Genomic DNA, 14,527 nt, shown 5'->3' with positions numbered 1-14,527 from the left:
TCACCAGCTCCTGAAGCGCGCCGGCGGCTCGTACAGGCCGCCCGACCACGTCACCAGATCGTCGATGCTGCGTGCCGCCAGCAGCGAGCGCTTGGCCTCGCCGCGCCGGATGCCGAGATCCTCGGGATACGCGACGATGCCGCGCCGCCGCAACTCCGCTGTTTTCTCCGGCTTGGCGCGCAGCCCGATCGGCGTCACGCCGGCCACGGCGGCGATCGCCGCGCGCCGCTCGTCGATGCCTTCGGCCTTGTGCAGATGCGCGATGCCTTCTTCGGTGACCACGTGGCTGACGTCGTCGCCGTAGATCATCACGGGTGCGACCGGCATGCCGCTTTTCGCGCCGACCGCGACGGCGTCGAGTTCATCGACGAAGGTCGGCTCGCCCCCTTTCTTGTAGGTCTCGGCCATCTGCACGACCAGCTTGTGGCCACGGGACACTGGACCCTCATCGCGCAGCAGCTTGAGCCACGCTTCGCTCGAATGACGCCGGCCGCGCGGATCGTGGCCCATGTTCGGCGCACCGCCGAAACCGGCGAGACGCCCGCGGGTGACGGTCGACGAATTCGCGTCCGCATCGATCTGCAAGGTCGAGCCGATAAACAGATCGACGCCGTATTGCCCGGCCAACTGGCACAGCACGCGGTTCGAGCGCAGGCTGCCGTCGTTGCCGGTGAAGAACACGTCGGGACGGGCCTCGATATACGCCTCCATGCCGACTTCGCTGCCGAAACAATGAATGCTGTCGACCCAGCCTGATTCGATCGCCGGAATCATGGTGGGATGCGGGTTGAGCGTCCAGTTGCGGCAGATCTTGCCCTTCAGACCGAGCGATTCGCCGTACGTGGGCAGCAGCAATTCGATCGCGGCCGTATCGAAACCAATGCCGTGATTCAGCGAGCTCACGCCGTACGGTTCGTAGATGCCGCGAATCACCATCATGGCGGTGAGCACCTGCAGGTCGCCGATATGGCGCGGATCGCGTGTGAACAGCGGCTCGACGGCGAACGGCCGGTCCGCCTGCACGACCACGTCGACCCATGAACCCGGAATATCGACGCGCGGCAGTTCGTCGACGATCTCGTTGACCTGCACGATCACGATGCCATGACGGAAAGCGGCGGCCTCGGCGATGGTGGGTGTGTCTTCGGTATTCGCGCCGGTGTACAGATTGCCGTGACGGTCGGCCTTTTCGGCGCACAGCAGCGCGACGTGCGGCGTCAGATCGACGAACATGCGCGCGTACAACTCGACGTACGTGTAGATCGCGCCGATTTCCAGCTGGCCGTCTTCGAGCAATTGCGCAACCCGCAGGCTCTGCGGCCCGGCAAACGAAAAGTCGACCTTGTGCGCGATGCCGCGCTCGAACAGCGTCAGATGCTCAGGGCGGCCAATGCTCGAAATCAGCAGATGCACGTCATGGATCTTTTGCGGATCGACCTTGGCGAACGAACGGGACAGGAAGTCGGCCTGCTTCTGGTTGTCGCCCTCGAGAGCGACGCGGTCGCCCGGCTGAATCAGCGTTTCGAGCGCATCGACGATGCGCTCCGGCGGCAGCACACCGTCTTCGAGCCAGGGTGCAATGGCGGCGAGGCGGCGGTTCTTTTCGTCGCGACGCGTGGTCCACGAACGGGCGGTAGGTGTTGAAACTGCGGACGCAGCGGCTTGGGCGGGTTGGTTCATCGGCTTCTCTCAGCTCCCGGTGGTGGCACGCGGGCGTCTGCCGCGCGGCTTGGGTTGATTCGCGAGCGCGGCCTCGGCCTGCGCGCGTTCGGTCAGGAAACGATAAAGCAGGTCGCCCGTGCCCAGCAGATGCGCGACGACCAGCTTTTGCGCGGCGGGAATGTCGCGGCGTTGCACGGCGTCGAGCAGGGCGGCGTGTTCATTGTCGGACTCGCCCTTGTACGACGGCAAGCCGAACTTCAAGCGCAGATATCTTTCACCACGCCGGTGCAGCGTGCCGATCATGTCCTCGAGTTGCGGACGGCCGGCGGGCGCATACAGGCTCATATGAAACGCGACATTGCGCGCGACGTACAGCGACGGGTTTGCCTCGAGCTCGGCGGCGCGGCACAGAGCAACGGATTCCTGCAAGGTGGCGGCCGTGTGATTAGGAATCGCCAGCCCGATGGCGAGACTCTCCAGCGCCGAGCGGATCTCGTAGATTTCGCGCGCTTCTTCCGCCGACAAAGGCGCGACGGTCGCGCCCTTGTGCACGGCGGCCTTGGCCCAGCCCTCGCTCTCCAACTGCCGCAAGGCTTCGCGCACGGGAATTGCGCTGACTGAAAAATGCCGCGCGATCGCGTCCTGCCGCAGCGGCGCGCCGGGGGCCAGCGTTCCGTCGACAATCGCCGCACGCAGCGCCTCCGCAATCACGCGGGACGTGCTCTCACGCGGCGCCGCCGCGGGTAGAAGCGGCATGCGCGCCGGGGCGTCCAGGGGAAAACCATCTATTGCGTCGCTCATAATATCAAATATTATATATGAAAAGACGCGAATTACAGGCGGGCAAACCCGGAAATTTGTTTGCCTTCTGTCCGTGGCGTCCTCTGACTGGTCGTGCGAGGACACCTCGGTTCGTCACAAACGCGCCATCTCGTCGTTCGCGTTAAGTACGTCAACCTTAAGTACGCCAACCGTTGGGCCGGAGGAGCATGATGAATTCACTAACCGACCGCACGTCGGTCTCGCGGCGCCGCACGCCGCTCAATCGTTCGCAGATCGCAGGTTTTTGGGGGGCGTGGGCAGGCTGGACGCTCGACGGGATGGACTCGTTCATCTACGCGCTCGTGTTGACGCCGGCCTTGACCGAACTGCTGCCGCGCTCGGGTTATGCGGCGACGCCGGCGAACGTCGGCCTGGCCGGGTCGATCCTGTTCGCGCTGTTCCTGGTCGGGTGGGGGCTGTCGTTCATCTGGGGGCCGCTTGCCGACCGCTTCGGCCGCACCAAGGTGCTGGCCGGCACCATCTTCACGTTCGCCATTTTCACGGGACTCGCGGCGACTTCGCACAACGTGTGGGAGCTCGGTATCTATCGCTTCATTGCAGGCGTCGGCATCGGCGGCGAGTGGGCGCTGGCCGGGACCTATGTGGCGGAGGCGTGGCCGGAGGATCGCCGCAAGATGGGCGCCGGCTATCTGCAAACGGGCTACTACGCCGGGTTCTTCCTTGCGGCGGCGCTGAACTACACGGTCGGCGTGCATTACGGCTGGCGCGCGATGTTCCTGACCGGTGCGGTGCCGGTGGTGGTCGCGATTCTGATCCTGCTGCGGGTGAAAGAGTCGGAGAAGTGGGAGAAGGCCGAGGCGCGCACCGTGCGCACCAAGCCCTTGCGCGAGATCATGGGACCGGCTTATCGACGCCGCACCTGGGTCGCGTGCATTCTGCTGACGATCGCCATCATCGGCCTGTGGGCGGGCGCGGTGTACGAGCCGTCCGCCGTGATTCAACTGGCGACCAAGGCCGGCATGGCCAAGAACGATGCGATCAGAACGGCGTCGCTGGCCACGGGGCTCTTGTCCATCGCGACGATCCTCGGCTGTCTCGCGTTACCGCCGCTCGCTGAGCGGATCGGCCGCAAGAAGACGCTGGCGATCTACTTCGTCGGCATGGCGGTGGCGATCGTCGGCAGCTTCGGCTGGGCGTTTTACTTGCCCAATGGGCTCGCGCCGTTCATCGCGTGGCTCTTCGTGCTGGGTTTCTTCGGCGGCAATTTCGCGCTGTTCAGCTTGTGGCTGCCGGAGCAGTTCGAAACCCGCGTGCGGGCGACGGCGTTCGCGTTCTGCACGTCGTTCGGGCGGTTCGTCGGCGCGGGTGTCAACTTTCTGCTCGGCGCGGCGGTGCTGCATTTGCATACGCTCGGCGTGCCGGTGGCGTTGACGGCGCTCGCGTTTATCGTCGGCCTGTTCGTGATTCCGTTCGCGCCGGAGACGAAGGGCGAGGTTTTACCGCAGTGAGTTTGGCCGTTTGGCTGAGTGGCGGGCGGAGTTGCCCCTGCGCATTATTGCGTGGGGTCAACGTCCGCGAGTAGGGGCGATAGTCTGATTGTCAAAGCGTATCTTATTTTATTCAATCAATTAAAGTTGGTCGTCAAACTTTGCTGGTGCATTAACAATTCAAACGAGAAGCTTGACGCCGTCGGTCCTCTCCAATGGTGGCTTGAGCTACGCAGCCACAATCAAAGATTCATGAACACTTCTGGTTTTGACGAGACCCGGGTCGTTTCCGTGAAAGCAGCGAGCGAAAGTCGCAGCACTGGACTGGAGACGACGTTGCATCTGTTGAGCTCCACAAAAACGCGCTGAGACTGGCGAGATCAATCGCACAGTTACAGGCGCGTGGCGTATTGTCTCGTGAGCTAGTGGATGATGGTCCAACGGAAAATACGAAACCGGGCCGTGAGGTCTTTCCGACCGGGCACGGCGTTTCTGGCCTTGACAGCGGCGACGCATAAATAAGGCGTGACACGAACTTCATGAGTGGCCGACTTTTAGCGCTGCTTCCATCTCAATCCACCTGCCGCCGCACGCGCCCGCCAGGGCGCAGCACCGAAAGCAGCGGCCACCCGAGATTCACCCCCAGACTCGCGACCACGATCAGCACCATGCCCGCCAGTTGCGGCATCGACAGCGCCCGTCCATACACGACGGCATCGACCACGATCGCCGTCAGCGGATACACGAACAGCAACACGGCGATGATCGGCGTGCTCAGCTTGGGCAACGCGCCGTAAATCAGCACATACGACAGCCCGGTATGCAACACGCCCATGCCGACCAGCCAGAACCACTGCATCGGGCCGATATGCACGGCAGTGAGCGGCGCGATGAACGGCAGGCAGACCACACCGACCGCGCACTGCGCGAGCGTCAGCAGATGCGGCCGCAAATTGCCGAGCCCTTTGGCGATCAACGTGACGCTCGCATACAGCACCGAACCCACCAGCGCTTCGCCGATGCCGATCAGATAGCTCGCATGGCCTTGCAAATTCTCCGTGGCCGCGACGCCCGACGCGAGTACGAGTCCCACGAAAGCGGTCGCGATCCAGCCGAGCCGGTCCACGCCGAGCCGCTCGTTGAACAACGCCGCGCCGATCAGCACGACCCAGAACGGCTGCACGTGAAACACCACGGTTGCAACCGCGATGCTGGTGCGATGAATCGCATCGAAGAAACCGACCCACTGCGTGACCATCAGCACGCCCGTAATCAGCGCCAGCGTGACGGTGCGTCGAGTGAAATGCGCGCGCGTGAAGAAGCCTTTCCACGCGCAATACGCGGCGAGCGACAGAAAGCCGAACAGGCAGCGAAAAAATACGAGCGTGAGCGCGCCGAGGCGCGCTTCCTCGACGAAGACCCCGAGCGTGCCCATCAAAAGCCCGCCGCTGGCCAGCGTGATGGCGCCTTGTTGACGTTGGGTGAGGGACATACGCAACGGCTCCGCGAATTGATGTGATGAGGTGATGCCCCGAGTATTGCGCGGCTTGCACGGCACCGACAAACGAATTAAATTGAGTAATTCCATAAGCTGGATTGATAAATCATGCACCCCGAATTCGACGTCGATCTGCTGCGCACCTTCGTCGCGGTGGTGGAAACGGGCAGCTTCACGAAGGCGTCGACGACCGTGCATCGCTCGCAGGCGGCCGTCAGCATGCAGATCAAGCGGCTCGAAACCATGCTCGGCACCACGTTGTTCGCCCGCAACACGCGCAATCTGTCGCTCACGCGGCCGGGCAATACGCTGCTCGAATACGCGCGGCGCGTGCTCGCGTTGCATGAGGAGGCGTGGTCGGCGATCGTGCGGCCGGAGGTGACCGGGCGCGTCGTGCTCGGCGCGCCGGACGATTACGTGTCCTCGCTGCTGTCGCCCGTGTTGCGGCGCTTCTCGAATCTGTATCCGCACGTGGAGATCGAAATCGTCTGCGCGCAGAGCACGTCGCTCGCGCCGATGCTGGCCGACAACAAGATCGATCTCGCTTTCGTCACGCGCGACCGCAAGATGCGCGGCGAATTCGTGCGCAGCGAGCCGATAGTGTGGGTGGGGGCGTCGGTGGATACGCCGGTGCTGGCGGTGTCGCCGCTACCGGTGGGGCTCTATGAGCCGGGCTGCGTGGCGCGCCAGCATACGCTGGCCGCGCTCGACGGCGCGCGGATTCGCTACCGCGCGGCATTCAGCAGCGCGAGCCTGATGGGACTGGTGGCGACCGTGGATGCGGGGTTGTCGGTGATTGCGCTCACGCGTTGCAGCGTGCCGCCACGGCTTACGATTCTCGGTGAAGCGCAAGGCTTGCCGAAGATCGCGCCGCTGGAAATCGTGGTGGCGCGCAGCGCCAAATCGGATCGACCGACCTGCGATTATCTGGCCGCGCAGATGATGCAGGACCTCTCGCTGCGGCCTCAGGCTCAACCGCGAGCGTAAGCCGTCACCTCGCCATCCACCGCGAGCCGCACCTGTTCGCCCGGTCGCGGGCAAAGATAACCCGGCACGCGTGCGCGCACCATCGTCCGCATGTCGGAATGCAATTGCAGCGCGACGCCCGCGTCCTGCCCCTGAAAGATCACTTCCGTGACGACAGCGTCATAGGCCACCGCGCCGTTGGGCATCGTTTCTTCGGCGCGCAACAAGCGGATCTGCTCGGGCCGCACCATCACATCGACTGCGCCCTGGCCCATCGGCCCGGACAACGCCAATTCGCCCAGTTCACAACTCACGCGATCCTGCCTGACCATGCCCGGCAACAACACCGCCTCGCCGACGAACGATGCCAGTTCGCGCGTCACGGGCCGGCGGTAGAGCGTCTCCGGCGTCGCGGTCTGGATCAGCCGGCCGTTCCACAATACCGCCACTTCATGCCCGAGCGACAACGCCTCGGATTGATCGTGCGTGACCAGCACGGCTGTCGCGCCGGTCGCGGCCAGCGCGCTGGCAACCGCTTGCCGGGTTTCGAGCCGCAACGCGGCGTCGAGCGATGAGAAGGGTTCGTCGAGCATCACCAGCGTGGGCGACGGCGCGAGCGCGCGCGCCAGCGCGACGCGTTGCTGCTGGCCGCCCGACAACTGCTGCGGCGCGCGTTCGCCGAAGTTCGCCGGCAAGCCGACCAGTTCTAGCAACTCGGCCACACGATGCCGCGCGCGCCGTTGTGCGCGCGGCAAGCCGAACACGATGTTGTCCGCCACCGATAGATGCGGAAACAGCGCGCCTTCCTGCGGCACATAGCCGATGCGGCGCTGTTCGGATGGCACATGCAGGTCGTCGCCGACCACGCGGCGGCCGTCGATGTCCACACTGCCGCCATCCGCGCGTTCGAAGCCGCACAGCAGGCGCAGCAGGGTGGTCTTGCCGCTGCCCGACGGGCCGAGCAGCGCCAGCAGCGTGCCGCGTTCGACGGACAGATCGATGCCGTGCAGCACCGGCGTGCCGTCGAATGATTTTTGCAGCCCGCGGATACGAAGTTCGCTCATGAAAATCCGATGGTAAAAGCGCGGCGCGTCAGCCGCGTTCGCCGAGTAGCGCCGATTTGCCGAGCAGCGCGAACAGCAGGCCCGAGGCGAACAGCGAAATGCCGGTGAGTAACGCTGCGTAGGGCGCCGCCGCGGCGAACGCCATCGTCGAGGTGTCGGCCCAGACCTGGGTGGCGAGTGTTTGCGTGTCGAGCGGGGAGAGCAGTAGCGTCGCGTTCAGTTCGGTGACGACCGAGATGAACACCATCGCCGCGGCCGCGCCGAGTCCAGGTCCCGCCAGCGGCAACACCACACGGAACAGCGTCTGCGACCAGCTCAGGCCGAGCGCGCGCGCGGTCTCCTCGAGACGCGGCTGGGCCTGCATGAAGGCGGCGCGCACACTGACCAGCGCCAGCGGCATGAACAGCATGGAGTAGGCGATCACCAGCAGCGTCGCGCTCTGATAAAGCGGCTGCAGCGCGTGCACCGCGAGCGACACGATCGCCAGTGCGATCACCAGACCCGGCACGCCTTGCGCGAGAAACACGGTGCGTTCGAACAACGTCGCGAAACGGGTCGGATAGCGCACCAGCAGGAACGCGAGCGGCACGACCAGCAAGGTGGTCAGCAGTGCGGCGGCAAGCCCGAAACCGAGCGACGAGAGCGTGGCGTTGAACAGCAGTTCGGGCGACACATCCGCCGGTGTGACGGCCGCCGCGCCCGGTTGCGTGAGCCAGTAGCCGATCATGCCGAGCGGCACGCCGAGCGTGGTGATCGACAGCAGCGCAAAGCCGGCGACGACGATCCAGCGCCACGCGCCGAGTTCATAGCGCAACACCGCGCGACGTGTGCCGCGATCGACGCGTTCATAACGCGCCGCGCCGCGCACGCGAAACTCGAATGCCAGCACGATCAGGCAGATCACGATCAGCAGGCACGCGAGCAGCGAAGCGCCGCCGCCATCGAAACTGGTGCGGAATTCTGCGTAAATCTGCGTGGTGAACGTGTGAAAACGCAGCAGCGTAAACGCGCCGAACTCGGACAGCACGCCGAGCGCCACCAGTAGCATGCCGCCGAGCAGCGCCGGACGCAGTTGCGGCAGCACGACGCGAATGAAAGTGGTCCAACGGTTGCAGCCAAGTGCGCGCGCGCTTTCTTCGAGCGCCGGATCCATGCCGCGCAACGCGGCGGCGACCGGCAGATAGACGAGCGGAAAATACGCACAGGTCAGCACGAGCAACGCGCCCGCGAAGTCCTGCAAATCCAGGCTCAGCGACACCCACGCATAGCTCGAGATGAAGGCGGGCATGGCGAGCGGCGCGGCGCTCAATACGGCCCACGCGCGGCGTCCCGGCAAGTGCGTGCGTTCGACGAACCACGCGGCGGCCGTGCCGATCACGGCGGCGACCAGCGTGGTCGAGACGGTGATCATCAACGTGTTAACCAGCAGTTCGCCGACGAGCGGCCGGAAGATCAAGTCGATCGCCTCGCCGACGCCGAAGCTCGCGGCGCGCCAGAACGTAAACGCAATCGGCAGCAACACCAGCAAAGCGCTGAGTGCCGCTGCCGCGAACAGTCCGCGAGGCGCGCGCGAACGGGCGCGCGCCGGGACAGTGGGGACAGCCGGTGGTCCGGCTGACAAAGCTTCGCTCATTACAGCAGGCCTGCCTGGCGCAGCAGCTTGCCGGCCTGGCTGTCGTCGCCGAGTTGCTGGATCGTCAGCGGCGGCGGGCTCAGTTCGGCGAACGGCTTGAGGATCGGATCCGGTGCGACGCCTGCGTGCAGCGGATACTCGAACATCACGTGGCTATTCGCCATCAACTGTTGCGCGCGGTCGCTGACCAGGTACGCGAGAAACTTCTGTGCGCCGTCCGTGTTGTGCGCGGACTTCAGCACCGCGGCGCCCGATACGTTCACGGCCGCGCCGGCGTCGCCGTTGCCGAAGTGATAGATCGCGCTGCGAGTTTTGCCGTCGCCGAGTTCGGCATGCAGGCGCGCCCAGTAATAGTTGTTGATCAGACCGGTCGCGACACCGCCGCGGTTCACGGCGGCGACCACGCCTTCGTCGTCGTCGAAAATCTGCGCGTTGGCTTTCAGGCCCTTGAGCCATTGCACCGTTTGCGCTTCGCCCTTCAGCGCGAGCACCGCGGAGACGAGCGGCAGGAAGTCGCCGTCGCTCGGGGCAATGCCGATCTTGCCTTTCCATTCCGGCTTGGCGAGATCGAACAGCGATTGCGGCAGTTGCGAAGCCTGAACCTTGGTGGTGTTGTAGGCGAGCACGTTTTCACGCGCGGTCACCGCGACCCATGCGCCGGTCGGCGAGCTGAAGCGCGCCGGCACGGTGGCGAGCGTCGAGCTGTCCACTTTGTTCAGCAGGCCTTTCTCTTCGAGCAGCATCAGCTCCGGCGAGTTTTCCGTGAAGTACACATCCGCGGGCGTGGCCGCGCCTTCAGCGACGATCTGCGCGGCCATCGCCGGGCCTTCGCCGTTGCGGATCTTCACCGAGATGCCCGATTGCTTTTCGAAGTCCTTGGCGAGCAGATTGACGACCTGCTCGTGCTGCGCGTTATACAGCGTGATCGACGCGGCCTCGGCCGCCGACGGCACCGTCGCGAAAGCGGCCAGCGTGAGGGCGGCCGCGCTGCCCAGCGTATTGGCCAGGACACGCAGACGAGTGCCAAACAAGTTGTAAGCCATGATCCAGAAGTCCGTTGTGATGTTGTAGTTGATCTGTGTTGTGTCGACTGCGTCTGCTTTACGTCTCGAACAATCCCGCGCCGATATACGAACCCGGCTTCGCGCCCGGCGGCACAGCGAAAATCGCGCTGCCGACGTGCGTCGTGAACTGGTTCATCATGTCGAACTTCGCGAGCCTGTCGTTGATCGGAATGAAGCCGCTGCGCGGGTCGCTCTGATGCGCGATGAAAATGAGGCCCGCGTCGTACTCCGTTTCCTGGCGCCACGGCGGCCAGCGCTCGATGTAGAAGTTCGTGCCGTCGTTATACGAGTACGAACGCCGCAAAATCTGCGCGCCGTTGTTGCTCGCCTGATTCGACAGACGCACGTGCGAGTTCTCCGGAATCACCGGATTGCCGTCCTTGTCCTCTTCCTTCAGGTCCACGGCGTCGAACTCGTTCTGCTTGCCGATCGGCGCGCCGCTGTACTTGTGACGTCCGAACACCTGTTCCTGGAAGTCCAGTTCGGTGTTGTCCCAGTGCTCCAGCGTGATGCGGATGCGCCGCACGACCGTGTAGGTGCCGCCTTCCATCCACGGCGCGTCGGCGCTCGCGCCGGCCCACACGAACTGGTTCATCAACGGCGGCTTGGCGGTGGACGGATTGTTGGTGCCGTCCTTGAAGCCCATCAGATTGCGCGGCGTCTGACCGCGCGGACCCGACAGGAAACCGGACTGGCCCCAGCGCATCGCCGCCGTGCCGTACGCGAGGCGCGACAACTGCCGGACCGCGTGAAACGCGACCTGCTGATCGTTCGCGCAGGCCTGGATATACAGATCGCCGCCGGTTTTTTCCTTGATCAACTGGTCGCCGTTAAAGCGCGGCAGATCGACGAGCGCGGCGGGGCGGCGCGCGGCGAGGCCGTAGCGATCCTTGCCCTCATGCGTGAAGAGACCGGGGCCGAAGCCGAAGGTGATGGTCAGCCCGCAGGGGCCGAGGCCGAGCACATCGCCGGAATCAGGCGCGGCCTTGTTGTCGGCGGCGTCGCCGGTCGGCAGCGGCGCGGCCGTGCCGCCTTGCGTGAGACGCGCGGCGGCGTCGGTCCAGGCGCGCAGCAGTGCGATCACGTCCTCGCGCTTCTCGGTGGTGAGATCGAGCGCGGCGACGTAGGTGTGACTTTGCTGCGGCGTGACGATGCCGCCTTGATGCGTGCCGTAAAACGGCTCGACGGCGAGTTGCGGATCGGCGAGAGCATGCGGCTGCGTTTTGCCTAGCGCGTTCTGCGATGTCGCGAGACCCGCGCCGAGGCTCGCGCCCGCCGCGACCGCGGCGCCGCCCGCCTTGAGAAACCCGCGCCGTTTGGGGCGCGGGGGTTGATCGTTTGCCATGGTTACTTCACCTTCGTTCGGCTTTGGAATGTGCAACTTACTTTGCGAGCACCAGCGTGTTCACGTCGTCCTGCACGTAGTAGAAACCGTCGCCTTCAGGCGTCATCGCGAGACCGAACAGGTCGCCGTTGCCCGGGGGCGATTGCGCCTTGTCGGTGTCGATCCAGCGCGCATAGATCTGCTTGCCGCTGGCCGGATCGATTTCGACGATCTGGCCGTTCAGCGCGTTGGTGACGAGCAGGTGGCCGTTGGGAGCGGTCACCATCGCGAGTGGCCGGTGCAGCAGGCCGTCGGCGGTCAGTTGACGGCCGACGCCCGCGCTGCTGTCGCGCGTCATCGGTTCGTCGATTTCGGTGATGCGATTGCCGATCGCGTCGGACACGTACAGCAGTTTCTGATCGGGCGAGAGCGCGAGGCCGGTCGGGCCGACGAGGAACACGCCCTTGTCCGCCTGCGCGCCGAAGCCGCTGCCCACCACTGTTTCTTTCTTCACGACCGGCGGCTTGCCGGCCGGCACGTCGAGATCCAGACGCAGCACGGTGGCCTGCTTGAACACCGGCGGATTGCCGTCCGCTCCGCCCACGCCGAAGCCGGCGTTGCTGACGAACAGCGTGGCGCTGCTGCCGTTGTCGACGACCGCCATGTTGCCCCACGGATCGTTGATGTTCGGGCTGCTGATGGTCGAGGCGACTTTGCCTTGCGGATCGATCACGATCAGGCAGCCGGCGCCCTTGGTGCCGGTGGTACCGTCGTTGCTCGGCGTGCTGCCGACGATCACATAGCCGGACTTGAGCATGGTCATCGCGGTCGACAGGCCGATGCCGCCAGGGCATTCCTTCAGATCGCGCGGCACCGTCGCGAACACCGTCATCTCCTTGGTGTCCGGGTGATAGTTGATGATCGTGCTGCCGGTGCCTTGCAGATTGGTCGAGTTGTTGAAGTTGCCGACCAGCACGTCACCTTGCTTGACCGTACCGGCCGTGACCGGCGCGACCACCACCGCGTACGGATTCTGGTCGCCGTTGCCGGGCACGGTGTTGATCAGCGTGGTGTGGTGCTTGACGGTTTCAAGGAAACCTTGCGGATCGGCGTGCGCGCTGCCGGCGGTCGCGAATGCGGCCGCGCTGACAGCGGCGGCGATCAGGGCCCGCGCGGCGCGAGGCGAAAACCGGCGCGTGGGAGTGTTCACGATTGAGCCTCCGTGCCTGCGCACAAAGCGGTGGTTGCGGTCATGATCGAAAGCATGGGATTCGATTGGGTCGGTAGCGTGTGAATGGGGCGCGGACGTCATCAGAAGTTGATGTTGGTCCGCACGCCGATGACGAACGTGTTGCGCAGCGGCTGCGTCGGATCGTTCGGATTCTGGCCGGCGCCGGCGTTGAACGTGTATTGCGCGTCCGCTTGCAGTTGCCACCACGGATTGACCTGGTACTGGTACGTCGCCTCGAGCGTGGTTTCGCTGGTGCGTATGCCGTACGGGCTGTTGCTGAATGCCCGCGCATCCGTATCGAGGCCGTTCACGTGATTGCCGACCTTGATGTAGGTGAGCGCGAGGCCGACGCTGTCGTTGTCGCGGCCGGCGAACGGCGCTTTCATCACGACGCCGAGGTTGGCGGCGAGGCTCACCAGGTTGCGGTCGCCGGGCGCGCCCATCACGCGGGCAAAGACGCCGATGCTGCGCGGCTCGTCCGGGTCCGGACGCCAGATCATCTGGTCCGCCACGGCGTAGAAGCTGTAGTCGCCGTGATGATTCTGGGCGATGCCGCTGCTGGCCGGATTGGCGAGCGACAAGCCGGTATTGTCGTAGCGCTGATCCGCGAAGCTGCCGTTGTTGTACCAGACACCGAGCTTGTAGGTGCCGGGCAAACCGCCGCCGCCCGCGCCGACCATTTCGCCATCGGCCGGCTGGTTGATCGCGTACTGCAACTCGCCGATGAACAGCGTGCCATTGTGCAGGTTGAAGTTAGTGCCGCTCTTGTTGTCCGGGTTGTTGCCGAGCGGGTCGCCGTCGTACACGCCTGCCAACGCCGTCAACGCCGGCGTGATCTGGCCGCGCACGCGCACGCCGAGGTCCGACAGCGGATACGCCGGGCCGCCGGACGGCATGTCGTACGAGGGCAGGGCGGGCCAACCGAACATCGTGTTGACGAACAGCGCCGAGTACTGACTCGTGATGAACTCCTGGTCGATACTTTGCTGACCGATCTTCACATCGATGCGCTTGTTCAGGAACGACTGCTGATACCACAATTCCCACAGACGGGTTGCGTCGTCGGCTTCGATGCCGCTCGCCGTATTCAGCGTGCCGAGCTTGTTGGCGCTGAGGTTGGCACCATGGATCTGCAAGGCGCTGACGTTGAACAGGCCACCCGGCAAACCGAACGCTTTTTGCGTGTCCAATTGCACGGTGCCGGTGGTCAGGCCGTCGTAGTCGGCGCCGCGCGCGAGACCGCCGCGCAGGTTGGCGAGCACTTCGCTGGTTTCGGTGAGCGTGAAGGTCACGCCGTATTTGCCGAGCCAGGGGCGCAGGCCGCCTATGTCGCCGAGCATTTGCTGTCGATTCCAGAAGCCGGTCCACTGGTTCGTCTGGGTCGCCTGAATCTTCAGGTCGGCCTCGGGCGCTTCCGGCGCCGCGTCGGGATTGGCTTCGGCCATGGCGGCGCCAGCTGTCAGCGACGCCCACGCGAACGCCGTGCAAAGCGCGGCACGCCGCATGGAGGGCAAACGCGAACGGCGCGTGGTGTTGGCGCGCGGCACGGAATCGCGAAACGGACGGGCTGCTACGCCGGGTCCGCTGAAATGGGCGAACTTCATCGAAATCCTTATTGGTGTTGTATCGACTGATTTGAACCATCGCGGCGCATCGCCGCATGCCCGCGATTTGCTGCATTGGTTCGCGACGCCAAATGCAGCAGATTGCGAGATCGTACGCATGCGGATTTGGTGCGTCAACACAAATGAGAACGATTCGCATCAATATTACTGACATATAACTTTGCTCTTTACGTACTGCTACTAAACGGCA

At 64.6% G+C, this 14,527-nt stretch carries 12 protein-coding genes; 3 read left to right on the top strand and 9 right to left on the bottom strand.

Going from position 1 to position 14,527, the window contains the following annotated elements:
• A complete protein-coding gene (gene mdcA, locus P0D73_RS24665; RefSeq protein WP_408286102.1) occupies nt 1-1,680 on the bottom strand; it encodes a malonate decarboxylase subunit alpha in 1,680 nt (559 codons plus the stop codon).
• Nucleotides 1,681-1,689: 9 nt separating this feature from the next.
• Entirely contained in the window at nt 1,690-2,463 is a 774-nt protein-coding gene (locus P0D73_RS24660) for a GntR family transcriptional regulator (protein WP_408178460.1), read from the bottom strand.
• 191 nt (nt 2,464-2,654) lie between these two features.
• Between P0D73_RS24660 and P0D73_RS24655 the strand changes: the two genes are divergently transcribed.
• Nucleotides 2,655-3,953, top strand: a complete 1,299-nt coding sequence (locus P0D73_RS24655; protein ID WP_408433153.1) for an MFS transporter — start codon at nt 2,655-2,657, stop codon at nt 3,951-3,953.
• Nucleotides 3,954-4,503: 550 nt separating this feature from the next.
• On the opposite strand, the gene P0D73_RS24650 is transcribed toward P0D73_RS24655, so the two are convergent.
• Complete coding sequence (locus P0D73_RS24650; protein WP_408286097.1) at nt 4,504-5,424, bottom strand: DMT family transporter; 921 nt, start codon at nt 5,422-5,424, stop codon at nt 4,504-4,506.
• A 114-nt stretch (nt 5,425-5,538) separates the two neighbouring features.
• On the opposite strand from P0D73_RS24650, the gene P0D73_RS24645 reads away from it, so the two are divergent.
• Nucleotides 5,539-6,417, top strand: a complete 879-nt coding sequence (locus P0D73_RS24645; RefSeq protein ID WP_408433129.1) for a LysR family transcriptional regulator — start codon at nt 5,539-5,541, stop codon at nt 6,415-6,417.
• Here P0D73_RS24645 and P0D73_RS24640 read toward each other — a convergent pair.
• The 6 genes from P0D73_RS24640 to P0D73_RS24615 form a co-directional block, all read right to left on the bottom strand.
• Nucleotides 6,402-7,460, bottom strand: coding sequence for an ABC transporter ATP-binding protein (locus tag P0D73_RS24640; protein ID WP_408433127.1), 1,059 nt, complete (start codon nt 7,458-7,460; stop codon nt 6,402-6,404). The genes P0D73_RS24645 and P0D73_RS24640 overlap by 16 nt on opposite strands.
• A 28-nt stretch (nt 7,461-7,488) precedes the next feature.
• On the bottom strand, nt 7,489-9,093 hold the full coding sequence (locus tag P0D73_RS24635; protein WP_408433125.1) for an ABC transporter permease: 1,605 nt from the start codon (nt 9,091-9,093) through the stop codon (nt 7,489-7,491).
• Entirely contained in the window at nt 9,093-10,136 is a 1,044-nt protein-coding gene (locus tag P0D73_RS24630; RefSeq protein ID WP_408178454.1) for an iron ABC transporter substrate-binding protein, read from the bottom strand. Before P0D73_RS24630 ends, P0D73_RS24635 begins: the two co-directional genes overlap by 1 nt.
• Before the next feature lie 58 nt (nt 10,137-10,194).
• Nucleotides 10,195-11,502, bottom strand: coding sequence for an iron uptake transporter deferrochelatase/peroxidase subunit (efeB, locus tag P0D73_RS24625; protein ID WP_408178453.1), 1,308 nt, complete (start codon nt 11,500-11,502; stop codon nt 10,195-10,197).
• Nucleotides 11,503-11,539: 37 nt separating this feature from the next.
• Complete coding sequence (locus tag P0D73_RS24620; protein ID WP_408178452.1) at nt 11,540-12,691, bottom strand: NHL repeat-containing protein; 1,152 nt, start codon at nt 12,689-12,691, stop codon at nt 11,540-11,542.
• Nucleotides 12,692-12,792: 101 nt separating this feature from the next.
• On the bottom strand, nt 12,793-14,217 hold the full coding sequence (locus P0D73_RS24615) for a carbohydrate porin (protein WP_408178485.1): 1,425 nt from the start codon (nt 14,215-14,217) through the stop codon (nt 12,793-12,795).
• On the opposite strand from P0D73_RS24615, the gene P0D73_RS24610 reads away from it, so the two are divergent.
• Nucleotides 14,144-14,488: a hypothetical protein gene (locus P0D73_RS24610; RefSeq protein ID WP_408433159.1), complete on the top strand. Its 345-nt coding sequence runs from the start codon at nt 14,144-14,146 to the stop codon at nt 14,486-14,488. The two genes, P0D73_RS24615 and P0D73_RS24610, sit on opposite strands and share 74 nt — an antisense overlap.
• Nucleotides 14,489-14,527: the final 39 nt, after the last annotated feature.

The organism is Paraburkholderia sp. RL18-101-BIB-B, from assembly GCF_046026985.1.
In the GTDB taxonomy this organism is placed as follows: Bacteria; Pseudomonadota; Gammaproteobacteria; order Burkholderiales; family Burkholderiaceae; genus Paraburkholderia.
The sequence above is the reverse complement of the archived record's forward strand: the minus strand, read 5'-3'. Positions and strand labels throughout refer to the sequence as shown.